Source organism: Gardnerella sp. DNF00038 (assembly GCF_049262855.1).
Taxonomy (GTDB): domain Bacteria; phylum Actinomycetota; class Actinomycetes; order Actinomycetales; family Bifidobacteriaceae; genus Bifidobacterium; species Bifidobacterium vaginale.
In genome coordinates this window covers 831,863-857,849 of record NZ_CP058407.1, presented here as the reverse complement: position 1 = coordinate 857,849, position 25,987 = coordinate 831,863, and the positions used below count along the sequence as shown (strand labels likewise).

Below are 25,987 nucleotides of genomic sequence, written 5' to 3'. Positions count from 1 at the left end.
CCCGTTAAAATTTGTTACTTATCCCATTTTCTATTTTTAAATTCCTTATTTTATTTTTTTGTATTTTTAATTTAAAACCAATGTCTAGCAAAGGTTTAAATAAAGCATACAACTTATTTCAAAAATTCAAAGTATTATTTCTAAGTGTGCATAAATAAAATTAAATCCTCGATTTTTGTTGAAAAATCAAGGATTATTTAGTGTTAAGTTATGCACATTATAGTTTTTACTTCCTTGTGCACTTAAATTTTTAGTTTTAAGCTCACAAGGAAGTAAACAAATAGTATTAAAAATTACCGAACATCCTGATGGAATGGGTTAAATACAACACTACAACGCTGGAAACTCTTAACATCGACATAGCCAGTGGATGCCATTGTGCGCCTTAACGCACCAACATAATTTGTTTTTCCGTCTGCCATATGACTTGGACCAAACAAGATATTCTCCAGCGGAGCAACAGTTCCAACATTCGTACGCATTCCGCGTGGCAAAGATGGATGGCGAGCTTCTGCTCCCCAATGCATTCCGCGTCCTGGAGCCTCGGTTGCTCGTGCTAAAGGAGTTCCAAGCATAACTGCATCTGCTCCCATAGCCAAAGCCTTAATAAAGTTGCCAGATGTTCCCATTCCGCCATCTGCAATAATTTGAACATACCTTCCGCCAGATTCATCCATATAGTCGCGACGAGCTTCGGCAACATCCGAGATTGCAGTTGCCATAGGAGCTTGAACACCAAGAGTATTCATAGTTGCAGAAACTGCACCTCCACCGAAACCTACGAGAATTCCAGCTGCACCAGTTCTCATTAAATGCAAAGCTGAAGTGTAATCAGCACAGCCTCCCACAATAACTGGAACATCAAGATCATAAATAAATTTCTTTAGATTAAGTGGTTCATGATCTTTAGAAACATGTTCTGCACTAACAGCTGTTCCACGGATAACAAAAAGATCTACTCCAGCTTCTAACACAGTAGAATAGAATTCCTGAGTGCGCTGAGGAGAAAGAGCACCTGCAACAGTAACTCCAGAATCACGAATAGTGCGCAAACGTTTAACAATAAGTTCAGGCTTAATTGGTTCAGAATAAATTTCTTGTATACGCTTCGTAGCAATTTCGTTTGGAAGCTCCGAAATTTCCTTTAGAAGTGGTTCTGGATCCTCGTAACGAGTCCATAAACCTTCCAAATCAAGTACACCCAAGGCGCCCATCTGACCCATTGCAATAGCCGTATCTGGGCTAGTAACAGAATCCATTGGCGCAGCAATCACTGGTACGTCAAAACTATAAGCATCGACTTGCCAGGACGTAGAAACAGCCTGCGGGTCGCGAGAACGACGAGAAGGTAGTATAGCAATATCGTCAAGTGAGTAAGCAACTCGGGCTTTTTTGCCCAATCCTATTTCAATTTCCTGAGACATACTTACAAGGCTAGTGTCTTATCATGACGAATCAACATGCCGAAAATTATTTAACTAATTTATAAGATAATTCTATTGAATATCAGTGTTACTTATGCAATGATTCGTAAATAGATTTAGCTTTAGCTTGACCGATGCCAGAAACCTTTTGTAAATCGTCAACACTCGCATATTTTAATTTCTTAACACTACCAAATACGGAAAGAAGACGTTTTTTGTAAAACTCTCCAATACCAGGAATCGAGTCTAGTGACGAATTTAACATGGCTCTTCTTCGTTTCTGCCTATGATAAGTTATAGCAAAACGATGCGATTCATCTCTAGCTCTCTGTAGCAAATATAATCCTTGGGAGCTTCGTTTAAGAATAATTGGGTATTCATTATTAGGAAGCCAAACTTCTTCAAGCTTTTTAGCCAAACCGCATACGACTATGTTTTTTATTCCACAATCTATCATAGCTTTTTGTGCTGCTCTGGCTTGTTCTCTACCCCCGTCAACAACTATAAGATTAGGCGTATAAGCGAATTTTTTATATTTTGATTTTTCAAGATTTTCTCCGTAATCATCATCTACATCGCCACTACTTGTGTGCTTAAAACGCCTAGAAATAGTTTCATACAATGCGCTCAAATCATCAAGTTTTCCGTTGCCATCAGACCCTTTTATGGAGAATCTTCTGTACTCGCTAGGTTTAGCAATACCATCTTCAAATACAACCATTGATGCAACCTGATATTCTCCATTTATCGTATTGGAAATATCATAACATTCAATACGCAAAGGAGATTCGCTCATTCCAAGAGCATCGGCAACCTCGTTCATGGCGCTACTTCTTGCATCTAAACTGCTGATTCTGCTGGACTTCAGTCTCATTAATGATTGTTTAGCATTATCATTTGCTTGATTCATAAGATTTCGTTTATCGCCACGTTCAGGAACCTTAATGCTAACTTTAGATCCACGCAATTTGCTTAACCAATTTTCCAAATTTTCACATTGATTCTGTGATATTTCAAAAGGAATGATTATTTCTCTAGGGATTGGGGTAATTGGGTCTAGTAAATCTCCCCTTCCTGTTGATTCTTGCCTTTTTTTACGCTCTTTTGTTGTTTTTGCACGATACGCTGAGTCAATATATTTACTCTTGGTATTCTCCAAGTCAATCTGCAATGCATTTCTTGATTGCTCTATTTTCAAAGAGTCTTCATATTGCAAATTATTATTTGATTCATATTCTGAATAAACTCGCATAAGCAAATTCGCTATTATATCTGCATCGCTAATATCCTCGCTTCTTTCAACCTGCCAATTTTTCTCTCCTCGCAATAAGCCTTCGCGAACAAAGAATGCGTGAACGCATGCCTCTAGAGAATCTCCACTAAAACCAAAAACATCAGCTTCAACATTCTCGTCAAAAACAACAGAATTTTGTTGCATAACAGTTTTAAAAATGTTTATTTTATCTCTTATTTTTGCAGCATTCTCAAAATCAAGATTATCGCTAGATTCTTTCATTTCTCTTGTTAAATCGTTAATGTAAGAATCACCTATAGAACCAGTTAGTACACCAACTAATTGTTCAACATTATTTCTGTGAGTTTTACGATCCACTTTTGCAATGCAAGGTGCAGAGCATTTTCCAATGTCTGCAAGAAGACAAGGTCTACCAGTTTTATGAGCTTTGACAAAAACGGATTGTCTACACGTTCTTACAGGAAAAGTCTTAAGCAAAGAATCTAGACTGTGCCTTAGCTGCCACACTTTTGCATATGGACCAAAGTATCTAGTTGATTTAGAATTCCTATTTCTTGTGATCCAGACTCTTGGAAAATCATCATTCACAGATACAGCAAGATAAGGATATGTTTTATCATCTTTAAAAACAACATTAAAACGTGGATTAAACTCCTTAATCCACGTGTATTCTAGTGTTAAAGCTTCAAGCTCAGTGTTTACAACGGTCCATTCTAGACTTCGAGCTGTTAAAACCATCGACTGAGTTCTAGGATGAAGCTGATTTAACGGTTGAAAATAATTAGACAACCTATTTCTTAAACTTTTTGCTTTTCCAACGTATATTACTTTCCCCTTATCATCTCTCCACTTGTATACTCCAGGTTGATTTGGAATATCGGAAGTTTTTGGTCTAAATAAGTCTCTCGTGTCACCTAAAAGTGATGCTCCAAAATTATTTTTAACTGAATTGTTCAAAATGTCAGTAGTGCTTATATCACTATTAGACAGATGAGTTTTCTTCCATTTGCCTTGACTGCTTATAGCATCTTCTTTGATATCTATGTTATTATTCACAATTTCCATTATGTTTTCACCTCCTTTCATAAAAATACTTTTTAATAATATTTCCTTTAAGATTTGAGCATAGGCTTTAAGAATTTGCCCGTCCAACTTTTTGTCGATTTTGCAACTTCTTCTGGAGTGCCAGTGATTACTATTTCGCCGCCTTTGTCTCCTCCCTCTGGTCCTAAATCAATAATCCAATCCGCGCATTTTACAACATCAAGATTGTGTTCAATAACTATTACAGTATTGCCTTTATCTACCAAAGATTGAAGAACGCTTAAAAGTTTACGAACATCTTCAAAGTGCAATCCAGTTGTAGGCTCATCAAGAATATAAACAGTTTTGCCAGTTGAACGTTTTTGCAACTCTGTAGCAAGCTTTACTCTTTGTGATTCTCCACCAGATAATGTTGGAGCACTTTGTCCAAGTTTAATATATCCAAGACCAACTTGTACAAGAGTATCCAAATATCTTGAAATAGATGGATATGCTTTAAAGAATACAGCAGCTTCAGAAATTGGCATATTCAGCACGTCTGAAACAGTTTTACCGTTATACGTTACGTCTAGAGTATCTCTGTTGTACCTTTTCCCATGACATTCTTCACATCGTACGTATACATCTGGCAAAAAATTCATCTCGATTTTAAGCGTTCCGTCTCCGCTGCAAGCTTCGCATCTTCCGCCTTTTACGTTAAACGAGAATCTTCCAGGACCATAACCTCTAACTTTTGCTTCTGGTGTTTGAGCAAAAAGTGTACGTATTTTGTCCCAGACACCAGTGTAAGTCGCAGGGTTTGATCTTGGCGTTCTGCCAATAGGGTTTTGGTCTACGTGAACAACCTTGTCACAATTTTCAATACCAACAACTCGTTTATGAAGTCCTGGAACAATGCGAGCGCCGTTTAGCTTATCTGCTAAAACTGGGTAGAGTATCGAGTTTATAAGACTAGATTTTCCAGATCCAGATACTCCTGTTATGCAAGTAAATATGCCTAAAGGTATTTCTACATCTATATTTTTAAGGTTGTGTTCTTTTGCTCCAACAATAGTTAGTAAACGATTTTTGTTTATTTTTCGACGATTTTTAGGAACTTCTATGCATTTTCTTTTTGCAATATAGTCTCCTGTAATTGAACGTTTTGCATCTTTTATGTGATTTGCTGGTCCGCAATATACTACTTCTCCACCGTTTTCTCCTGCTTCGGGTCCAATATCTACTAACCAGTCGGATTGCCGAATTGTATCTTCATCATGTTCAACAACTATAAGAGTGTTACCTAAGTCGCGAAGATTGTGCAATGTTGATATGAGTTTCTCATTGTCTCTTTGATGTAATCCTATTGAAGGCTCGTCAAGAACGTACATGACTCCAACTAGTCCAGATCCAATTTGAGTCGCCAATCTTATTCTTTGTGCCTCTCCACCTGAAAGTGTTTTTGCGGCTCTAGAAAGAGTTAAATAATTTAAGCCAACATCATTTAAGAATCCTAATCTTGCCTTGATTTCTTTTACAATTTCTTTAGCAATTATCTTGCTTGATCCTTCTAGTTTTAAAGAATTAATCCATTCAAGACTTTTTTCTATTGGCATATCACATATGTCTGCAATTGAGTATGAGTTTATTGTTACTGCTAAGACTTCTGGACGCAATCGTTTACCGTTACATGTTAAGCATGGAACTTCTCGCATGTACGACTCGTAGTATTGGCGCATTTGATCTGAGTCTGTTTCATCATGCTTGCGCATAAGAGTGCGCACTACACCTTCGAATCCTGTTGAATATTCTCTCTGCCTACCCCATCTATTTTTATAAGATACTTTTACTTCGAAATCATGCCCATAAAGTATTGAATTTTGCGTATCTTTCGACAATTCACACCATGGTGTATCCATACTAAAACCAAGTTCAACACTTAGCCCTTGTAGCACATGCCTATAGTATTCCCCTGCAGCTTTATTTAGTGCCCAAGGTTCTATCGCGCCTTCGTTAAGTGATTTTTCTGTATTTGGAACAACAAGAGCAGGGTCAATCTCTAGATTGTAACCGATTCCAGAGCAATCGGGGCACGCCCCATAAGGAGCGTTGAATGAGAATGTTCTAGGCTCTATTTCTGATAAATTAAGCTGGTGATTGTTAGGACAAGCTCTGTGCTCAGAAAAATTTCGGCGTCTGCATTTAGAATCAGCAACTTCATCTACAAAATCAGCTATAACAATTCCTTTAGAAAGTTTTAAAGCCGTTTCTATAGAATCAGTCAAACGAGTACGTATGCCATCTTTTATAATTAACCTATCTATTACAACTTCGATTGTGTGTTTCTTTTGTTTTTCTAAAGTAATATCTTCAGAAAGCTCGCGCATTTGCCCATCTACAAGCGCTCTCGAATAGCCGTCTGATCTAAGAAGAGTAATTGTATCTTTGAATTCGCCTTTTCTGCCGTTAACAACAGGTGCTAATATTTGCAATCTTGTTCTTTCTGGTAAAGAAAGTATAGAATTAGCCATTTGTTGTGGTGTTTGAGCACTGACAAGTTCGCCACATTTAGGGCAATGAGGAATTCCAACTCTAGCAAAAAGAAGCCTTAAATAATCATAAACTTCTGTGATTGTTCCAACAGTAGAACGAGGGTTACGATTAGTAGTTTTTTGGTCAATAGATACAGCTGGGCTTAATCCCTCAATAAAATCTACATCTGGTTTATCCATTCTTCCAAGGAATTGCCTAGCATACGCGCTTAAGGATTCCACATAACGCCTTTGACCTTCTGCAAAAAGAGTGTCGAAAGCAAGAGAAGATTTACCAGATCCTGACAATCCAGTAAAAACAATCATACGATTTCTAGGCAATTGTAAACTAACATTTTTTAAATTGTGCTCTCTAGCTCCTTGTATGGTTATCTTTAAATCTGAAGGAACAGAAGACAAATCATATACTAAATTATCATTATCTTTTACAGGCTGAGCAGAGTCGAGCATAGATTGCAAGATGTCAGCTTTTTTAGTGCATTCATGGTTTTTGTTATCTAAAATTGCATCTTGGGATAAAGGTAATTGCATGTTTTGCGAAGAATCTGATTTGCTTTGCATTCTGCCTCCCTAAGAGCTATTTTAAGAATCAAGACTTTGCACCAAACTCACTATTGATTGAGCACTAATTATACAATACAATTAATTATAGAACACTTGTTCGAAGTAGATAATTTTCTGCGTGTTGTCGAAATACGTAGAAATATGAAGAATAAAATCCTTTAGTAAAAACTATGCAAGCCTAACTGTATAATTGTGAGTTTGGCTAACACATTTTGAAGATATTCAGATTAAAGCATTATTTTAAGGAGTGGGTGCAAATGGCTATTGACGCACAAGGATTAACTATACAAATTGGTGCGCGTACGCTATTAAACCCTACCGACTTTCATGTAACAAAAGGCGACAAAATCGGCTTAGTTGGAAGGAATGGAGCTGGAAAAACAACTCTTACACGAGTAATAACAGGAGAAATGCTCCCAGCTGGCGGAACTGTACGAGTAAGCGGTGGATTGGGGTATCTACCACAAGATACTCATGCAGCAGACCCAGAACAAAGCGCGTTAGATAGGATTATGAGCGCTCGCGACATTTCATCAATCGTATCTCGTATACGAAAAGCAGAAAAAGAGATGACGAATCCAGATCCAGATATTATGACGAAAGCCATGAATCGCTACGATAAGGCCATTGAAGACTTTGAAAAAGCTGGTGGATACGCTGTTCAATCGGAAGCAATATCGATGGCAAACAGCCTTGGGCTTCCACAAGAAATTATGAAGCAAGCTCTTGGAACTCTATCTGGCGGTCAACGTAGACGAATTGAACTTGCACGAATACTTTTCTCCGATGCAGACACGCTGATCTTAGATGAGCCTACCAACCATTTAGATGCAGATTCTATAATTTGGCTGAGAAACTATTTGAAAAAATTCTCTGGTGGATTCTTAGTAATATCCCATTCAACAGAATTGCTAGATGAGGTTGTAAATAAAGTCTGGCATTTAGATGCACAATTGGCTCAAATAGACATGTATTCAATGGGTTGGAAAGCATACTTACATCAACGCGTTGTAGACGAAGAACGCAGGCGCAGAGAACGAGAAGTGGCTGAAAAAAAAGCTGAACGCCTTATGAAACAAGGTATTCGTTTACATGCAAAAGCAACAAAAGCAGTAGCAGCTCAAAACATGATGCGTAGGGCTGAACGTCTGTTAAGTGAAACAAGCGAAGCACAAAGTCGCGAGAAAGTAGCAGATATTCGTTTTCCAGAACCTGCTCCTTGCGGACGAACACCTATTATGGCTGAAGATATTTCAAAAGCTTATGGATCCAATATTGTATTTGCTGGCATAAATTTGGCTATAGATAAAGGTTCAAGAGTTGTTATTCTTGGATATAATGGTGCTGGTAAAACAACCACTTTACGTATTCTAGCTGGAGAAGAAAGTGCAGATACTGGCAGCGTAAACTATGGGCATGGCTGCAAGATTGGCTATTTTGCTCAGGAACACGACACTTTGGATTTAGATGCGACAGTATTAGAAAATCTTCAGCATGTTGCTCCAGATTTAAATGACACTCAAGCAAGATCTATGCTAGGAAGCTTCCTATTTTCTGGAGATGACGCAATGAAGCCAGCTAAAGTGCTTTCGGGAGGCGAAAAAACTCGTCTAGCCTTGGCAACTCTTGTAACTTCAAAAGCAAACGTGCTTTTGCTCGATGAGCCTACTAACAATTTAGATCCAGCTTCTAGAGATGAAATTCTTAAAGCCATTGCAAAATACGAAGGCGCTATTGTATTGGTTACTCACGATGAAGGAGCAGTTCTTGCGTTAAACCCTGAACGAGTTCTTCTTATGCCAGACGGTGACGAAGATTTGTGGAGTGATGACTATCTTGATTTGGTTGCGGAAGAATAGGATTTTAGGATTGCTATGAAAACAACAGCTAGATTTGCTAATTTTACGCTACAACACATTTTCCATGTTCTTCGCGCGCCTTTAGCAATCTTGCTGTTAATAGCATTGTTTGAATGCACTGTTGGAAATATTCCATTTTGGAATAGTGTTACTGGCAGCACAGATAGCATGTTCGCACACAATGCAACTGGTCCAGGTATTGAAAGACTTTCTTCTGGAGGACTTTTAATTACCGATCCTTCGGAATCTTATTTAGAAGTTAATTCCGACGGATCTTCACCATATATTCAGCTTAAGCCTTCACTAATTACGCCGAAAAAAATTGGCAAAAGCCCTGTTAAAACGGATGTGCATGTACGAATTGATGTTAATAAAATCGCTGGAAAGCCTTTAAGTACCAACCCTAGAGCCATTAGTTTTGCTATGCTTCCAGTTCCAGATCAAGCAATTGGAGTTAAAAGCACTCTTAGATTATGGATACAACATCCTAAAGGAGATGTTGTAGACGTTGAGGATGCTAAAGCAAATGTTAGAGCACCTTTTAGCTGGAATTGGGGTCGCGTTTTTCTTCTTATAATAATTTCAATTTTTATTGCATTATGGAATCCGTGGTCTAAGCTTTGGAAAATCAGACTTAATACAAAGAGTATTAATCAAAGACTTTTACTTACTTTATTTTGGACACCTTTCCTTTTGATTGCTATTTTTGCAATATTTTGGAATGTTTTTAACGGTATTCCAATGCATTTTGATGTTGCTGGAAACTACACTTACGATTTTGATCAATACGCACGTACAGCAGACGCTCTACTTAAAGGTAAGACTCATCTTGATTTACCTGTTCCGCCGCAAATGCAAAAATTATCTAATCCGTATGACCCAATTGCAAGAAATAATCTTCTTTCTGATTGTGTACACAATATTTATTGGGATCATGCGTATTATAAGGGTCATTGGTATTCGTATTTTGGTGTAATACCAGTTGTTTTATTCTTTATCCCGTATAAGATTATATCCAATTTGTGGATTCCTGGTGGAGCCATGCTCCCTACAACAATAGCCACTTTCATATGCTTAATTGGATTTTTAATTTTTGGCTCACTATTGGTTATTCGTCTAATTAAACGTGTTAATCATCAGGCAACTCTTGCTTGTGTATCAATTTGTTTAACCTTATTCTTTATTACTTCAAACACCGTTTACTTGTGGTTTAGAACATCCTTTTATTCAGTTCCAATGGCTGCATCATTATTCTTCACTTCACTAGGATTATGGTTTTATCTCGGATCTATTAAAGATGAGGAAACTATAAAATCACACAAAATAGTGGAACAATTAAAACCATCATCAATAATATCGTTTAAGCATATTGCAGCAGGATCGTTGTTTATTGCTTTTAATCTTGGTTGTAGACCAACTTTTATAATCGCTTTTCTATTCGCAATTCCGCTATTTTATACTCATTTTTACTCATATATTAAAAATATTATTATCAGTGACAAAAAATCTATAGAAAATCTTAAAAACTTATTAAAGCTAATTCTTTGCATAATTATTCCATTTATAATAGTTGCAATACCAATCGGATTATATAATGCTTTAAGATTTGGGTCCCCTTTTAATTTTGGCAATGAATATCAGATTACGATTACAGATATGACTACAATGCGTCTCCCTTCGCAGAACATCATTCCATCCATTTTAAGTTATATAGCTTTGCCAATACGTTTTATATCAACTTTCCCTTGGATAGCAATTCAACCTATTGCTTTTGAAAAATGGCAATATGCAGAGCCAATGATTGGTGGAATGTTTACATTATCTCCACTCGCATTACTAGGAATTATATGCGTTTTCACAATGACTAGAAACATGAGTAAAATCGCTACAAGATTAGCTATAATATCTGTAATTTCTGGCATAATCGTTATTGTTTTTGACAGCTTAAAAGCTGGGATAGGATGGCGATATATTGCGGATTTTGCATGGCTTTTCGCTTTAAGCGCAATAATAGGTATTAATTCTTTGCTACAAAAATATGCTGATATTACAGTATGTGACACTTGGAAAACTAAAACATTATGCTATTTACTGCGATTCGTTATTTTTGGTCTTCTATTTTTCTCCATAGCAATAGCTTTTCTAAGCTGGTTCGTACCAGGCAGAGAAGACTCAATACTACGTTTTAATCCTCAAATGTGGCATACTGTGAGATGCTGGTTCACATTAATCTAATTTGTTTTCATTAATTTAATTCTTCCAGCATTGTATGAACAGTATCTAGCAACGCTTTAACACCATACACAAATTGTTTTTCTTCTGGCAACAAAGATAATGCCAAATATCCATTATTTGGCATATCGAAGTAATAGCCAGGCTGAGATACAAGATGATAATCTTGCATAAGTCTTAGAGCTAAATCATCATCATCTAAACACGATGGAACACGGATAAGAATATTCCATCCGCCTTCAGCACGCAATGCACTAACGCAACAATTTGGGTAGTTTGCAAGCATTTTTCTAAGTGTTTTAAGATTAGACCTAACTCTGTTTTGAACAAGATCGGTTTGTTCTTTAGCACATTGCAATAATTCCGGAATTCTTTCTGATACAGTTACACCAATTGGAAGAAAATCATCAGCAATAACATCAAGGCGTTTCATAGCATCCTGCACGTCTTGACTAGGTCCCGAAACCTCAATCCATCCAACTTTTGCATGCGGAGCTGCAAGCATCTTTGAGAATCCATCTAAAGCAAAAACTAGCGTAGATTCTTCACCTGCTAACCTACAGTTTCCATCAAAAGGTTCTAGACAATAATCATAAAAAACTTCATCAGCTATAATTGCCACATTATTTTTATTGCATAGTTGCAATAATGCGTTTCTTTCTTGAGGTTTTATATAAGATCCTGTTGGATTATTTGGATTTATTAAAACAAGTGCACGAATACGATTATCCGTATTCTCTAAAAGTTCTTTAACCCTAGGAATATCAATAGTCCAAGAGCCATCATAAACAAGCGGATAAGGTATAGATTTTACGCCTTGTAGCCTTGCAATCGATTCTATAAGAGGATATCCAGGAGTCGGAGCTAAAACAGAATCACCGCAATCACACATTAGCATCATTAACCATGCGTATGCTTGAGAAGTTGATGATAATACGTATAGATTATCTGGATTAAGAACCTTAGCTGAACTACCCTTCTTATTTACAATATTTTGATCTACGCGATTATCTCTATGATTTATAAAGTTAGCAAGAATGCGCCTAACTTCGACAGGACCTCTAGGATCCGCAGTATATTTTGCATTTAAGCACTCTGGAGAAAGACCATGTGCCGTTGGGTTTGAATCGTTAAGTTTTGTAAGTTTAATACCTTTAGATATAGCAACACGTTGAGCCAGAATAATTGGATTTGGCTCACTCACATCAACTCTAGAAGAAAATCGCACTCGACTACACTAGCGCATTGTATAAACCAAATATATAAAAATACAAAAATATGCAATACAAAAATGCGCTGAACGCAAAAGCATCCAGCGCAAATAAAATATCAAAAATCCTTAATTGTTTCTTTGCTGCATTGCATAATATGCCGCACCGATAATGCCAGCTTCATTATGCAAAGACGCAACTACAATAGGTGTCTTAATGTCGATATGAGGCAAGAACTTCTCGCTAACACGGCTAACACCGCCGCCAACAACAAACAGGTCTGGGTTAAAGTACTTTTCCATCAAACCATAATACTTAGTAAGACGCTTAGCCCACTTTTTATAACCCATGTCTAACTTTTCGCGAACAGAAGAAGCAGCATACTTTTCCGCATCTCCCTTACCCTTTTCAAGCTGAATATGACCGAGCTCTGTATTAGGAATAAGAGTACCGTTATAAATCAATGCTGTGCCAATTCCAGTGCCTAGCGTAGTAGCAATAACCAAGCCATCTTTATCTTTTGCAGCACCAAAGTGTTGCTCAGCAAGACCAGCAGCATCAGCATCATTCACTACAGTAACAGGACGACCGCAAGCTTCGCTGAACACTTCTGTAACATCCACACCAATCCAAGATTGATCGAGATTCGCCATAAACTCAAGCTTCTTTCCAGGCTTAATAGGAGCTGGAAAAGCGATTCCAACAGGAACATCTGCAGGAACATCAAAATGCTCAAGTTGCTGACGAACAATATCTGCAACAGCTTGAGGTGTGGAAACCGCTGGAGTGAGAATCTTATATCGCGGTTCTGCAAACTCGCCTTTTTCCAAATTAACTGGTGCAGCCTTAATACCAGAGCCACCAATATCTACGCCAAATGCTTGTGCAGTGTCAATCATCGTTAACACTCCCCTCTGAATGTCGGACAATGGGATATCATGTTCATTCTACAATATTGCTAAAGCGACACGCTTATATAATTGTCTATTTAATGATAACGATTGCATAAATGTTTTTCTCAAAATTAAAGCTTTAATATTAAAAATCATGCAAACAATTGCTAAGATTTTAACTCTAATTTATCGCAAATAGTTTTGAAGCTCTTTGTTTATTAAACCATTTGAAGCAATAACGTCATTTTCACGTCTCCAATGAATTGAGTCACCATTCCATTGTCGAACATGCCCCTGTGCTTCTTTAACAACAACGGCGCCAGCTGAAACACCTGGAATATCCCACCTATGAAGATGTGGCTCAAAATATGCGTCGTAAGTACCATCTGCTACTTTGCACAAGTCAAGCGAAGCAGGACCAATACGCTTAATATCTGCTGGGCATTCTTCCTCAAGCGAAGAAACAACGTCTAAAGCTCTTTTAGATTCACCTGGAATATAAGACATTCCATAGCAAACAACAGAGCCATGCAATGTTGATGTTGTAGAAGGCGTGATTTTCTCTCGCTTCTCCCCATTAGGAGTTTTACGAATACGAATAGCACCCTGACCCTTAGCAGCCAAATATGTAAGCCCTAAAGCTGGGGCATGAACAACACCAAGAACAGGTCTAGCAGAGCCTTGATCATTAAACTCGAAAAGCGAAACAGTTAAAGTCCATTCAGCCATATCGCGGTTAAAGTTAATAGCACCGTCAATATTGCCTACACACCAAAAACGATCACCTGTTTTGCAATCATCTGGTCTATTTCTCCAGAATCCTTGGAAAGTATTTATATAAGTAAGACGATTTTCAATAAAACGTACTAGCTTATCTCCAAAAGCTGAATCGGATTGATTAGGATCACCTAGAACCATCATACTTGCCATATCTCTAGGATTAAGCTGATCCTGATATGCATGTTTACCAACATCTTCTAATATTCTAGCAACTTCAAGAGCTACATCCCTTAAATTCATACCTGCCATATTCTTCTCACCCCTCTGTCTAATACAATTGTTTTCAAATTCTTTAATCTTGTTCTCATAAAATCTGCAACTATTCTACTCAACTAATTAAATTAAACCAAACTTCCACACGCAATATTCCAATAAAATCAATAAACTTTCACATTTGATATAAGTTTTATAGAAAAGTTTTACAATGCAAAACGCATAGAAAAACAAATCCTTAAATTTCTTAAACCAGCCTTAAAATTAATTCATAACCTAACATCTCTTTCAAAAGATTATAACATGACTAAAATACTAGAGTTAAAAAACCAAAAATTAATTAATGTTCCTTCATTGAAAAAACCAGGACTTCTTGTTTTAGATGTTGACGCCACTCTTATTGAAGAAGAAGTGATTGACTTACTAGGAGATATTGCTGGGGTCGGGTCAAATTTAGCATATATAACTTCTAAAGCAATGAAAGGAGAAATTGACTTTGACACATCTTTAAAGCTAAGGGTTTCAATGTTAAAAGGACTCGAATGCACTTGTTTTAAAAAAGCTATTGAAAGTATCCACGTAACCAGTGGAGCCAAAAAACTTATAGACACATTACATTCCTTTGGATGGAAAATAGGAGCAGTTTCTGGAGGATTCAATAATGTTTTAGATGATTTTCTGCCAAATCTAAACATAGATTTTTGGGTAGCAAACAATCTAGAAGTAGTAGATTCTAAGCTAAGTGGGAAAGTTATTGAGCCTATAGTAAATCGCCAATATAAAGCAAAAGCATTGATTAATTGGGTGCGCAAGAACAATATTGATATTGCTCAAAGCGTTGCTATTGGAGACGGTGCTAACGATATCGATATGATTAAAACAGCAGGATTAGGCGTCGCATTTTGCGCAAAGCAGTTATTAAAAAGTCAAGCTAAAGCAAGCATAGATACGCGTGACCTAAGCCTAGTTTTAGATTTACTAAACTAAACTTAACTAACTAGAATTTATACAAATTTTACTTTGCGTTTTTCAAGATTACACTTATCGCTTCAATCCAAATAGGACTCTTGACTTAAATGCGCTCCTCTTGCCCAATCTGCAGCCTTCATAGCCTTTTTACCTTGCGCTTTAACTTCTAAAAGCTCAAGAACACCACTTGAAGAACCAACCCAGACATTTCGCTTACCTGCAAAAATCTGCCCAGGCTTAAGTTCGCTTAGATTATGTATTGAAATATCCTCATCTTTTGCCAATGCACAAGAAAGAACATGCAAACTAATGATTTGTGAATCTTCGCAATAAGCGTGAAGATTACACCAAGCTCCAGGATTTGGCGTGCAAGCACGAATCTGCCTATCGATTGCAAATGCTGGAATATCAAAACGAATATGAGCATCCTCAACAGTGATTTTTTGCGCGATTTGGCAAGGTGTAGAATCTTGCTCAACAGGAATAATTTGACCAGATTCCATCCCAACAAGAGCAGAGCAAAGAAGATCTGCACCATCATTGCTTAGTCTCATAAGCAAGTCGCCAGCTGTTTCATGAGCACCAATCTCGGTAGTCATTTGTGCAAGAATAGGTCCTTCATCCATTCCACGCGTAATCTTAAAAACAGTGGCACCGGTAATATCATCTCCAGCCCAAATTGCACGCTGAACAGGAGCTGCCCCTCGCCACTGTGGAAGAAGCGAGAAATGCAAGTTGTACCATCCTAGAGGAAGAGCGTCCAAAACAGATTGTCTAAGAATCTTTCCATAAGCAACCACGGCAGCAAGTTTAGCGCCAGTTGCCTTTAAAGCTCTTATGCACTCCTGTTCATCACTAGGATTAACCTCTAAAACAGGAATTCCAAGTTCAATCGCAGCTTTTTTAACAGCGCTAGGAACAATTTTCCTACCTCTGCCTGTCGGAGCATCAGGTCTCGTAAGAACAGCACGAACATCAAAATGCTCTTTATCTTGAGCTAAAGCACGCAATGGCGCAACAGAAACCTCTGGTGTTCCAGCAAATAAAATAGGTAGCACCATACGTAAACCCCCTTAAAAAATATCTTCATTATTCCTAGCATCTTCAAAAATCATATACTCTCAACAATCGAACAGTAACGAGAATAGTCATGAAAATACTAAGAATTAGCGAATTAGCAGAAAGCATCCTTTAACTTGCTAAAGAATCCTTTGTGATTTGTAGTTGAATCTGGGATAGCACGTTGAACAATAACACTATCTTTTCCATCATGCAATTTTTCAAACTCTTCAATAAGTTTACGCTCTTCATCGCTCAGCTTTGTTGGAATATTAACAAGAATATGAACAACAAGATTTCCGCGTTCTTTAGAGCCTAGAACCGTTACACCTAAATTAGGTACAGAAATAGTATTTTCACTTTGAGAACCAGAAGGGATTTCCACGCTCTTTTTGCCGTCAAAAGTATCTATATCAACTTTATGTCCCAAAACAGCCCAAGTCATTGGAACGTCAATCCAACAATGTAAATCGTTTAGATTCCTAGTAAACTGTTTATCTTCTCGAATATGTACATCAACATACAAGTCACCAGCAGGACCACCACATTCTCCTACTGCTCCTTGCGAAGCAAGTCGCAATCGAGAATTGTCTTTTATACCAGCAGGAATAGTAATCCCAATTTCTCTTGATGTACGAATTCGACCATGTCCATGACAATTTGGACAAACATTCTTAATGATTGTTCCGTGACCTTCGCATTCTCTACATGGCTCAGATGACATCATTTGACCAAACATTGTTCGAGTAACCCTTTGTACAAAACCAGCGCCCTTGCATTGCGGGCAAGTTATAGGGTCTGATTTATCTGCAGAGCCTTTTCCAGCACAATCTTGACACAAGCCAAAAGTCACTACATGAACCTTAGCATTTCCACCAAATACTACTGTTTTAAGATCAACTTTAACTTCTGTGAGTGAATCTTCACCACGATTCACGCGCGGAATAGGAGAACCCGTACTTGTTCCAAATGATCCAGAGAAGAATTGATTTAAAATATCTCCCATATCCATATTCATATTGGCATATCCGCCAGCGCCAGCACCAGCACCCGATGCCGATAGATTGTTTGGGTCAACACCCATATCTACCATTTTGCGTTTTTCTGGATTAGACAAAACGTCGTATGCAGCATTAACTTCCTTGAATTTGTCTTCAAACTCAGGACCTGCGATATCTGGATGGTACTTTCGACTTAATTTTCTATATGCTTTACGAATCTCATCATCGCTAGCGTTAGAATCAACACCTAAAATTTTGTAGTAGTCAGTCACTTAACTCCCCTTTTACCTTAATAAAATAATTCTTGCATAAGGCACAGCCAGTTATATTTTTATGAATTTTCGGATATAAACGCATTAAGATACTTAGCCACTGCTTTAACCGCAGTCATTGTTGCAGCATAATCCATATGAGTAGGTCCGATTGAACCAATGAATGCGGAATCAGGATCGGAATTATATCCGTAAGCACTCGTCACAACAGAAGCGTTCAAAAGACCAGGCGTGTGAGTTTCTGAACCTATTGCAACACTGACTCCACTTGCACAATCACTTGCCTCCTCACTTAGCGAAGTCATCAAACGCATAATAACAGCTTGCTCTTCTAAAGCATCAAAAAGAGCAGCAAAATCACCAATATTCTGTCTATGCGCAAGCTGGGAGGTTCCAGCCATGTATAATTCGTGTGCTCGATCGCCATCGTACATATCTTCAATAGCATTAGACAATTGTTTAATTATTTGTAACGAGGAAACTAAATCTTTACGTTCCGACAATGCACACACTTTTTTAGATGCATTCAAAAGCGACAATCCAATGCAATCTTCATTAATCATATTTGTTAAATGCAACAAATCATCTGAATCCACATTGGAAGCCTGAATCATATGTTGCGCTACTCCTCCAGCGTCTGTAATTACTACAACAAGAAGAGTTGATGACGATACTTGAACAATCTCAATTCTTTTTACTTTTGATCTAGATAATGCAGGTGACGCAACAAGAGCAACCTGCCCAGTGATACTTGCAAGAAGACGAGCTGAACGTTGAAGTGTGTCTTGCAAACTTACAGATCCACTTAAGAAACTGCGTATTCCTCTTCTTTGTGCATTAGAAAGTGGTATTAGCGCTGCCATTCCATCAACGAAATATCTGTATCCTTTTTCCGTAGGAATTCGACCAGCAGATGTATGTGGCTGAATTAAATAACCTTCTTCTTCTAGTATTGACATATCGTTGCGAATTGTTGCAGAGCTAACACCTAATTTATGATTTTTAGCCAAAGACGCTGACCCAACTGGCTCGTGTGAACGAATATAATCTTCAACAACCGCACGGAGTATCATCATGCGACGTGACTGCATTGATCCTCCTTTTATTTAGGTAATGTAACTTTTACTGTCAACTATTATATATTCCAGAATAATATGTGATTAACTATTTTTTGTTATCTTAACAACTAACTATAAATATAAACTTTTGTTAAGTTTTGACACACTTTGTTAGAAATTCGTCTGATATAAAAGATAGGATTAAATGGCAATGTGAGGGTGATGGCCAGCGTAAGCTGTGCGCAAAAAACCCGAATTATTGGAAGGAAAGTAGATCACATGACCGAATTCAACTGGTCTGCATTAGACGAGCGCGCCGTAAAGATGGCGAAGGTTCTCTCGGCTGATGCTGTTGAGCGAGCAGGACACGGACATCCTGGCTCCCCTGTTTCATTGGCACCGATTGCGTACACCTTGTACCAGCACTTCATTAAGCACGATCCAGCTGACCCAAAGTGGGCCGGTCGCGATCGTTTTATTCTTTCTGGCGGCCACGCTTCGCTTACGCAATATGTGCAGCTGTTCTTCTCTGGATACGGCTTGACTCTTGATGATCTCAAGTATTTCCGTGGCGGCGCAGACACGCGTACTCCAGGTCACCCAGAATATGGCTTAACTCCAGGCATTGAAATGACCACTGGTCCTCTTGGACAGGGTCTTGCTTCTGCTGTTGGTTTCGCTTATGGTCAGCGTTTTGAGCGTGGTCTTCTTGATCCAGAAGCTCCAGCTGGCACTTCCCCATTCGATCACAAGGTTTGGGTTATCTGCGGCGAAGGCGACGTTGAGGAAGGTGTTTCTTCCGAGGCTGCTTCCTTGGCTGGAAACCAAAAGCTTGGTAATTTGACTGTAATCTTCGATGCAAACCACATTCAGATCGAAGGCGACACTAAGCTCACCTTCTCCGAGGATATTCTTGCTCGTTACCGTGCATACGGTTGGTACACCGACGAAGTTAGCTTCATTCAGCCAGACGGCTCCTACAAGGAAGACGTTCAGGCTTTGGCTGCAGCTATTGAAAAGGCTCAGGAAGTTACCGATAAGCCTCACTTCATTAAGGTTAATACTTTGATTGCTTGGCCAACCCCAGGCAAGACCAACAATGAAGCTTCTCACGGCTCTAAGCTTGGTGAAGAAGCTGTTAAGGGTTTGAAGGAACTTTGCGGTTTCGACCCAGAAGTTTCGTTCCCAATCGACGAAGAAGCTTTGGCTCATGCTCGTAAGGTTGCTGAACGCGGTTTGGCTGCTCACAAGGCTTGGGATGAAGCTCTTGCAAAGTGGGCTGCTCAAAACCCAGATAAGGCTGCTCTATACGAGCGCCTTAAGGCTGGCAAGCTTCCTGAAGGCTTCGACAAGACTATCGACGACTTGGTTGCTGGTTTCGAAGTCGGTTCCAAGGTGGCTACCCGTAAGGCTTCTGGCGCAGTTCTTAACGCAATTGCTGCTGTTATGCCAGAACTTTGGGGCGGCTCCGCTGATTTGGGCGGCTCCAATAACACCAACATTAAGGGCGCTGACTCCTTCGGTCCATCCGAAGACGCAACCCGCACTTGGCCAAACGTTTCCGAATACGGTCGCCAGCTTCACTTTGGTGTGCGCGAGTTCGCAATGGGTGCTATTACCAACGGCATTTTGCTTGGTTCTGACACTCGCCCATTCAACGGCACATTCTTCCAGTTCTCTGACTACGAGCGCCCAGCAGTTCGCTTGGCTGCTTTGATGGAGATTCCAAACCTTTACGTTTGGACTCACGACTCCGTAGCTTTGGGCGAAGATGGTCCAACTCACCAGCCAATCGAGCACTTGGCTGCTTTCCGCGCTATTCCTCAGCTTGAGGTTGTACGCCCTGCAGATGAGTATGAGACTGCTGAAGCTTACCGCTACTTCTTCGAGAAGAAGAACAACTACCCAACCGCTATGATTTTGACCCGTCAGGGCGTTCCAACTCTTGCAGAAACTGCTGAGAAGGCTCGCGAAGGCGTAAAGCACGGCGGTTATGTGTTGGTTGACTGCGAAGGCACTCCAGACGTAATCATCATGGCTACTGGCTCTGAAGTTCAGTGGGCTGTTGCTGGCGCCAAGACTTTGGCAGCTGAAGGCATTAAGGCTCGCGTTCTTTCTATGCCATCTCTCGAGTGGTTCGAAGAGCAAGACGAAGAGTACAAGGAAGCAATCCTTCCAAAGTCCGTCAAGGCTCGCGTTTCCATCGAAGCTGGCTTGGCATTGCCTTGGTACAAGTATCTTGGCGATTGCGGCAAGGCTGTTTCTATCGAACAGTACGGCTTGCAGGGTGACGGCGGTCAGAACATGATCGATTTGGGCATTACTGCTGAGCACGTAGTAGAAGCCGCTAAGGCTTCTATCGAAGAAGCACGCGCTTAAGATAGAAATTAAGCAAAATAAAAAAACTTGATGTGTCAAAATAAAATTGATTCATCACAAAACTCGAAGTGCTAATTTAGCAACTTCACTGGAAACAGCAAAGGCGTGTTGATGTTAAGCTACAGTTGGTTTAGCATCAACCGCTGTTTCCTGTAAAACGCCAACACTACCAACGTGTTCCAACTGGTGGAACACAGTGTTAAGGAGATAACATGACTGAAGCAACGCAGCGCACTAGCGATTCCGGCGTTTCTATTTGGTTGGACGATTTGTCCCGTACCCGCATTGAGTCTGGTTCTTTGCAGGATTTGATCGCTAACAAGAATGTTGTTGGTGTTACTACCAACCCATCTATCTTCCAGAAGGCTTTGAGCCAGGTTGGTCCATACGACGCACAGCTTAAGGAACTCGGCAAGGTTGACGTTGAGACCGCTATCCGCGAGTTGACCACCACCGATGTTCGTAACGCAACTGATATCTTCCGCGAGATCGCTGAAAAGACCGACTTCGTTGACGGCCGCGTCTCCATCGAAGTTGACCCACGTTTGGCTCACGATACTGCCAACACTGAAAAGCAGGCTGAAGAGCTTTGGGCAAAGGTTGATCGTCCAAACGTTATGATCAAGATTCCTGCAACTTTGGAAGGTCTTCCAGCTATCACCGCTACCCTTGCTAAGGGTATCTCCGTGAACGTGACCTTGATCTTCTCCCTCGAGCGCTACGAGCAGGTCATCGACGCCTTCATCGAAGGTATCGCTCAGGCAGCTGCTAACGGCCACGACTTGAAGCACATTGGTTCCGTAGCTTCCTTCTTCGTTTCCCGCGTTGATACCGCTGTTGATAAGCTCCTCGAAGCTAACGGCTCCGAAGAAGCTAAGGCTCTTGAAGGCAAGGCTGCTGTTGCTAACGCTCGCTTGGCTTACGAACTCTTCGAGAAGAAGTTCGCTGCCGACCCACGTTGGGCTGAACTTGAGGCCAAGGGTGCTAAGAAGCAGCGTCCACTTTGGGCTTCTACCGGTACCAAGAATGCGGCTTACTCCGATTGCAAGTACGTTGATGAGTTGGTTGCTGAGCATGTTGTTAACACCATGCCAGAGAAGACTTTGAACGCTCTTGCTGATCACGGCAACGGTGCTGCTTCCATTAAGGGCACTTACGAAGAAAGCCACGCTATTATGAACAAGCTTGCTGAGCTTGGAATTAACATTAAGGACGTTACCGACAAGCTTGAGGCCGACGGTGTTGCCGCCTTCATCAAGTCTTGGGATTCCGTGATTGCAGACGTACAGTCTGGCATCGATCGCGTAAACGCCTGATTTGATTAATCAGTAATAGCTAAACATAAACCGCACATGCAAGTGGATTAGTTCACACATGTGCGGTTTTTGTTTACATAAAGAAATATTACCATGTGCATTTGCTGCATTAGGAGTATGTATATCTTGGATATACTTGTATCTAAAAAAATTGATTCAATTGTTCATCTATGATCTTATTTTAGAAAGCACAATCTAAAAGATCTCCACTGGCGTTAATCTGAGAACCTGGAATAAATATCTCTGCAAAACGGCTCATAATTCGCCACATCTTTATTAAATACAATATTAAATCCAATGGAAAGCAAACTTGACATTTACTCTCGAAACAATTATCTTATATGTAAAGCTAGCTTTCCATTAGGAAGGAGAATGTAATGTGAAAAATAGACTTGAACAAATTAGAAAAGAAAAAGGCATAACACAAGAAGAACTTGCAGACGCACTCGAAGTATCAAGACAAACAGTCGGTTCTTTGGAAAATGGAAGATACAACCCGTCAATCATATTGGCATACAAAATTGCTAAGTACTTTAATTTAACAATCGAAGAAATATTTATCTACGAGGAGGATAAAAAATGAAAAAACAAAAAACACAGAATTTTTGGTACATAGGATATGTAATAGGAATTTGCGGACTAATTCTTGCACTCACTCTTAAACTGAACGAATCCGTAGAAATTGCACTGTCAGTTGTTTTTGTTGCAATTATCTCACTTTCACACGTAAAAATCATGCACTATAAGATGATGGAAAAAGACCACAACTACAAAATAAATATGAACGATGAAAGAAACGAGAAAATCAAAGATAAAGTAAATGCAACAATAGCATTCATACTAATGCACCTAATGGGAATAATTGCCATAATTGCATTTATCACAAAAGCATATTTACCAGCTACTCTTTTAGCTATTTCAGTCGCCTTCTCTCCATTAATCATGTTTTTTATCAACAAATATTATGAGAAAAAATATTAAAATCAGACCTAACCCGCTCATTTACTAATTATTACGAAGCTGACCAACTTTCATAAATTCTTTATCTACAATACGGAACTTTTTTATTCTCAAAGTTGCATCAGGCGAGGCAAATGAAAATGACCTTTACACTTGGATTAAAAACCACAAAGCCTAATACTCCAACATTCCGAAGCATTTTTAGAATATGCCAAACTCTATTTCGTGCGATTGGTCAAAGTAGCGGACATAAAACACCACAACAGTATTACTTCACTACAGCTTTTCCATTCAAACAATGCACAACGTAGTGAGCACATCCATCTGGGTTGCGCACGAGATTTGCTTTATGCTTATCACAAACTTCAGCCACGCCATTCTCACAAACTACTTCAAGACATGCATCCTTAGGTATTTCTCCTTCTAAAACACTCGTACCATTTAAAGTATCCACCATGCAAGAAGCAACAACCTTAACATTATTCGCCACAGCAGAACCATTAAGGCACTTTAGAAAAACATCATTCGCCTGAACATTCCTTGCTTCCACCCTGCCGTTATGAACTTCCGCATAAATCTTGTCAGCTTTAATATCTGCTACTAATACTTGATTCGACTCAGCTTCAATTTCACAAAAATCAATACTCTCCGGCAATGAAACAATGACAGCAGGACTGCCTTTAGCAAGCCAATGCAGCCAGTAAAAAGCCGATACTTTTTCTGTTTGAACAAGTTTTATACCGTCTTGATTTTCTTCAATATGAAATATATCTTTTTCACAATTAACATAACTAATGCTAAAAGAATCAGCCCTTCTCACCGTTAAGCTAACATCTTTCGTTTTTGCTACAAACTTCCTACTATTCACCACTTGAACAACTCCCTTGTTAAATATCGGGTTATAGACCAAAAATCAAAAGACCCGACTTGGTCCGCATTGTTAATAGGCGCGTCGGGTACTGTTATTTACGTATGCTACACCAATGAGAGTATTTTATTAAATCTTTCAAACTAGCACAAATTTTTTTCTTTCTAACAAGATTATTTAGTCTTACACTCACCTTTATGAACACAAACAAATGTCAGAACGAAAACGCAACAACTAGAATGCACGCATAGTAGGTATCAGAAAAAACGCTATTCCAATTCAGCGCGATTTGTAAAGGAGCGCCACTGATTTTCTGTATGGCTCGACTGCTTCATCTTAATGTCGAGTGTGTAGCCAGATTCGTGCTCGTTCGCTGGAATTGGTCAAAGCATGTTTTTGCTCGGAAATACACCGATTTTTGCCCTTATACGTTCTCGGAAAAGTTCAAAGGACCATGTTACTACCTATGATATGCAAATCCGTAGATTTGACGTTCGTTTCAAGACTTCGCTCTGAGGAAATAAGTCCGAAATCCCATCGTCTCGACATACCTATTTGTGAAACCAAAACTATACATTGAATGTCCGTTTTCCTCTATTCGATATATGGTTTCTGTCTCCAATGGTCGCTTTTTAATCTTCAATGTTCACTTTTTTATATTTCTGGTTCCTGCTGTTTGGCTTATCTGGTATCGTCATTTCTATTTTTCCTGCACTAAGCAAAGGCTTGATATATTTTTCAGAAAAGTTTCTTCTACCGGTCAGACCCATAAATTCTTGCATTTCTTTCCGACTACGAGGAACGATACAAAATTGAAGGAGAGCTTGTATCGTAACTTGCTCCCTAACTTGCTCCCTAACTTGCTCCCTTGGATCAAGTTCTTCGGTCGGCCCGACCGTGGCAGTTGCCGCCTCAGAAAGAGGAATCACTGTCGTAAAAACATCTGCCTCTGTAAAGACAGGCTCTCCACCAGAATACATCTTCGTGTATTTATAGCTGTTGCGCATACCGCTTCCAAGCTCATCAGCAAGTCCGATCTCACGGAACACTTTTGCTATCGGCGGATTCTTTGCAAATGGCTTGAATGTTTTCAGATTCAGGTTGCCGTGCCCATGCGCAAGGTTCGCATTCTCTGTTGTAATCTTATCCCGTTCAATGACAAGCTTCGGTACATATCCACTGGAAAAATCACGGTGCATGAGCAGGTTGGAAATAATCTCACGCAGGATTTTATCTCTGGCGCTTATCCGCTGGACACCATCCAATGTAAAAACATCATTCAGATGCTTCTTTCCAAATTCCATCAGACGATCATAACTTTCAATCAGGTTTGTAATCACCACATCCCTGTCATCATAACGATCAACATTGAACACTCTGAAAATAGCGTCTGTCTTATGCTGAGGTAACACGGATATGATACGGTTATCCGTACCAAAGAGCAAGATTGCCGCAAGTGTTATACCTTCTTTGTTCGTTTCCGGATCCTCAAGTATAAGCCCGCAGCTTCTGAGCATCTCCTCATCCGTCATGTCAATCCACGGATGGTGCTCAGTATTCACTCTCGTCATTCTCCTTGCTCGATCCATAAGATCATGACGAAGGCTTGAAACCGGGATGGCAGGGTAGACCTTATTCACAAAATAGGTGCTTTGCTTACGGGCATAAAGGTTGAAAACCATGTCCGCATTATCTGTAATATCGATGTCCGACTCATTATTGCGATCAAATATTCTGCCCGCATTGCGGTAAACGGTTTTTCCAACCGGGACATAGACATAAAGAACAATACGCCCATCGATCTCATATTCCTCTGTAGTCAAATAGAGTGGCGGATACATTTTTCTCTCATTGTTAATCGTAGTAACAAAATTTTTCTTCATCTGCTCAACGCAGTCTTTATCAACACCGAGAATCGTCCCGTTATCCTTCACACCAAAGAAAATATGACCGCCATCCCGATTAGAAAAAGAACAAACAGTATCGTAGACATCCTTCGTAATATCTGTTGTTGATTTTTTGAATTCGACCGTCAGCCCCTCGCCCTGATGAATCAAGTTCATCAAATTTTCAGGGAGTATCATATAACTCACCCCTTT

At 39.4% G+C, this 25,987-nt stretch carries 18 protein-coding genes; 7 read left to right on the top strand and 11 right to left on the bottom strand.

The features are described from left to right. Positions 1-293: 293 nt before the first annotated feature. From HXT19_RS03330 to uvrA, 3 genes are all read right to left on the bottom strand, one after another. The gene (locus HXT19_RS03330) at positions 294-1,424 is read right to left on the bottom strand and encodes a GuaB3 family IMP dehydrogenase-related protein (protein WP_004115105.1); all 1,131 of its coding nucleotides are present in this window, start codon (positions 1,422-1,424) and stop codon (positions 294-296) included. A gap of 88 nt (positions 1,425-1,512) precedes the next feature. Beyond that, positions 1,513-3,744, bottom strand: a complete 2,232-nt coding sequence (uvrC, locus tag HXT19_RS03325) for an excinuclease ABC subunit UvrC (protein WP_422119615.1) — start codon at positions 3,742-3,744, stop codon at positions 1,513-1,515. A 47-nt stretch (positions 3,745-3,791) separates the two neighbouring features. Continuing rightward, complete coding sequence (gene uvrA, locus HXT19_RS03320) at positions 3,792-6,815, bottom strand: excinuclease ABC subunit UvrA (RefSeq protein WP_101887999.1); 3,024 nt, start codon at positions 6,813-6,815, stop codon at positions 3,792-3,794. A gap of 260 nt (positions 6,816-7,075) precedes the next feature. On the opposite strand from uvrA, the gene HXT19_RS03315 reads away from it, so the two are divergent. Both HXT19_RS03315 and HXT19_RS03310 read left to right on the top strand, forming a co-directional pair. Beyond that, on the top strand, positions 7,076-8,677 hold the full coding sequence (locus HXT19_RS03315) for an ABC-F family ATP-binding cassette domain-containing protein (RefSeq protein WP_004111673.1): 1,602 nt from the start codon (positions 7,076-7,078) through the stop codon (positions 8,675-8,677). Between the two features lie 15 nt (positions 8,678-8,692). Further along, positions 8,693-10,912 (top strand): hypothetical protein, encoded by a 2,220-nt coding sequence (locus HXT19_RS03310; RefSeq protein ID WP_004117879.1) that lies wholly within the window; start codon positions 8,693-8,695, stop codon positions 10,910-10,912. Positions 10,913-10,922: 10 nt separating this feature from the next. On the opposite strand, the gene HXT19_RS03305 is transcribed toward HXT19_RS03310, so the two are convergent. The 3 genes from HXT19_RS03305 to HXT19_RS03295 form a co-directional block, all read right to left on the bottom strand. Beyond that, entirely contained in the window at positions 10,923-12,137 is a 1,215-nt protein-coding gene (locus HXT19_RS03305) for a pyridoxal phosphate-dependent aminotransferase (protein ID WP_101891978.1), read from the bottom strand. Positions 12,138-12,248: 111 nt separating this feature from the next. Further along, on the bottom strand, positions 12,249-13,019 hold the full coding sequence (ppgK, locus tag HXT19_RS03300; RefSeq protein WP_004111678.1) for a polyphosphate--glucose phosphotransferase: 771 nt from the start codon (positions 13,017-13,019) through the stop codon (positions 12,249-12,251). A 180-nt stretch (positions 13,020-13,199) separates the two neighbouring features. Next, positions 13,200-14,042, bottom strand: coding sequence for an inositol monophosphatase family protein (locus tag HXT19_RS03295; protein ID WP_004111680.1), 843 nt, complete (start codon positions 14,040-14,042; stop codon positions 13,200-13,202). Positions 14,043-14,309: 267 nt separating this feature from the next. On the opposite strand from HXT19_RS03295, the gene serB reads away from it, so the two are divergent. Beyond that, entirely contained in the window at positions 14,310-14,993 is a 684-nt protein-coding gene (serB, locus tag HXT19_RS03290; RefSeq protein WP_004117887.1) for a phosphoserine phosphatase SerB, read from the top strand. A 62-nt stretch (positions 14,994-15,055) separates the two neighbouring features. Here the strand turns inward: serB and fmt are convergent, their stop codons facing one another. The 3 genes from fmt to hrcA all read right to left on the bottom strand — a co-directional run bounded on the left by fmt (position 15,056) and on the right by hrcA (position 18,383). Then, positions 15,056-16,036, bottom strand: a complete 981-nt coding sequence (gene fmt, locus HXT19_RS03285; protein ID WP_285067353.1) for a methionyl-tRNA formyltransferase — start codon at positions 16,034-16,036, stop codon at positions 15,056-15,058. 113 nt (positions 16,037-16,149) lie between these two features. Continuing rightward, a complete protein-coding gene (locus tag HXT19_RS03280; RefSeq protein WP_101886456.1) occupies positions 16,150-17,307 on the bottom strand; it encodes a DnaJ C-terminal domain-containing protein in 1,158 nt (385 codons plus the stop codon). A gap of 59 nt (positions 17,308-17,366) precedes the next feature. Continuing rightward, entirely contained in the window at positions 17,367-18,383 is a 1,017-nt protein-coding gene (gene hrcA, locus HXT19_RS03275; RefSeq protein WP_016810515.1) for a heat-inducible transcriptional repressor HrcA, read from the bottom strand. A 261-nt stretch (positions 18,384-18,644) separates the two neighbouring features. Between hrcA and tkt the strand changes: the two genes are divergently transcribed. From tkt to HXT19_RS03255, 4 genes are all read left to right on the top strand, one after another. Next, the gene (gene tkt, locus HXT19_RS03270; RefSeq protein ID WP_180947165.1) at positions 18,645-20,744 is read left to right on the top strand and encodes a transketolase; all 2,100 of its coding nucleotides are present in this window, start codon (positions 18,645-18,647) and stop codon (positions 20,742-20,744) included. A gap of 212 nt (positions 20,745-20,956) precedes the next feature. Beyond that, positions 20,957-22,060 carry a transaldolase gene (tal, locus tag HXT19_RS03265; protein ID WP_064623174.1) on the top strand — a complete coding sequence of 368 codons (1,104 nt, stop codon included), beginning with the start codon at positions 20,957-20,959 and terminating at the stop codon, positions 22,058-22,060. A gap of 379 nt (positions 22,061-22,439) precedes the next feature. Continuing rightward, positions 22,440-22,643: a helix-turn-helix transcriptional regulator gene (locus tag HXT19_RS03260; RefSeq protein ID WP_004113289.1), complete on the top strand. Its 204-nt coding sequence runs from the start codon at positions 22,440-22,442 to the stop codon at positions 22,641-22,643. After that, positions 22,640-23,041: a DUF2178 domain-containing protein gene (locus HXT19_RS03255; protein ID WP_101888002.1), complete on the top strand. Its 402-nt coding sequence runs from the start codon at positions 22,640-22,642 to the stop codon at positions 23,039-23,041. Before HXT19_RS03260 ends, HXT19_RS03255 begins: the two co-directional genes overlap by 4 nt. A gap of 247 nt (positions 23,042-23,288) precedes the next feature. Here HXT19_RS03255 and HXT19_RS03250 read toward each other — a convergent pair whose 3' ends face one another. Together HXT19_RS03250 and HXT19_RS03245 are read right to left on the bottom strand one after the other, a co-directional pair. Next, complete coding sequence (locus tag HXT19_RS03250) at positions 23,289-23,891, bottom strand: DUF4097 family beta strand repeat-containing protein (RefSeq protein ID WP_101888003.1); 603 nt, start codon at positions 23,889-23,891, stop codon at positions 23,289-23,291. 629 nt (positions 23,892-24,520) lie between these two features. After that, positions 24,521-25,972: an RNA-binding domain-containing protein gene (locus tag HXT19_RS03245; protein ID WP_064623384.1), complete on the bottom strand. Its 1,452-nt coding sequence runs from the start codon at positions 25,970-25,972 to the stop codon at positions 24,521-24,523. Between the last annotated feature and the right edge of the window lie 15 nt (positions 25,973-25,987).

Bases quoted from the DNA above. Each gene is read 5' to 3' on its own strand.
- hrcA (WP_016810515.1), bottom strand. From the start codon at position 18,383: ATGATGATACTCCGTGCGGTTGTTGAAGATTATATTCGTTCACACGAG.
- HXT19_RS03245 (WP_064623384.1), bottom strand. From the start codon at position 25,972: ATGATACTCCCTGAAAATTTGATGAACTTGATTCATCAGGGCGAGGGG.
- HXT19_RS03315 (WP_004111673.1), top strand. From the start codon at position 7,076: ATGGCTATTGACGCACAAGGATTAACTATACAAATTGGTGCGCGTACG.
- serB (WP_004117887.1), top strand. From the start codon at position 14,310: ATGACTAAAATACTAGAGTTAAAAAACCAAAAATTAATTAATGTTCCT.
- tal (WP_064623174.1), top strand. From the start codon at position 20,957: ATGACTGAAGCAACGCAGCGCACTAGCGATTCCGGCGTTTCTATTTGG.
- fmt (WP_285067353.1), bottom strand. From the start codon at position 16,036: ATGGTGCTACCTATTTTATTTGCTGGAACACCAGAGGTTTCTGTTGCG.
- HXT19_RS03255 (WP_101888002.1), top strand. From the start codon at position 22,640: ATGAAAAAACAAAAAACACAGAATTTTTGGTACATAGGATATGTAATA.
- uvrA (WP_101887999.1), bottom strand. From the start codon at position 6,815: ATGCAAAGCAAATCAGATTCTTCGCAAAACATGCAATTACCTTTATCC.
- ppgK (WP_004111678.1), bottom strand. From the start codon at position 13,019: ATGATTGACACTGCACAAGCATTTGGCGTAGATATTGGTGGCTCTGGT.
- HXT19_RS03330 (WP_004115105.1), bottom strand. From the start codon at position 1,424: ATGTCTCAGGAAATTGAAATAGGATTGGGCAAAAAAGCCCGAGTTGCT.
- tkt (WP_180947165.1), top strand. From the start codon at position 18,645: ATGACCGAATTCAACTGGTCTGCATTAGACGAGCGCGCCGTAAAGATG.
- HXT19_RS03295 (WP_004111680.1), bottom strand. From the start codon at position 14,042: ATGGCAGGTATGAATTTAAGGGATGTAGCTCTTGAAGTTGCTAGAATA.
- uvrC (WP_422119615.1), bottom strand. From the start codon at position 3,744: ATGGAAATTGTGAATAATAACATAGATATCAAAGAAGATGCTATAAGC.
- HXT19_RS03310 (WP_004117879.1), top strand. From the start codon at position 8,693: ATGAAAACAACAGCTAGATTTGCTAATTTTACGCTACAACACATTTTC.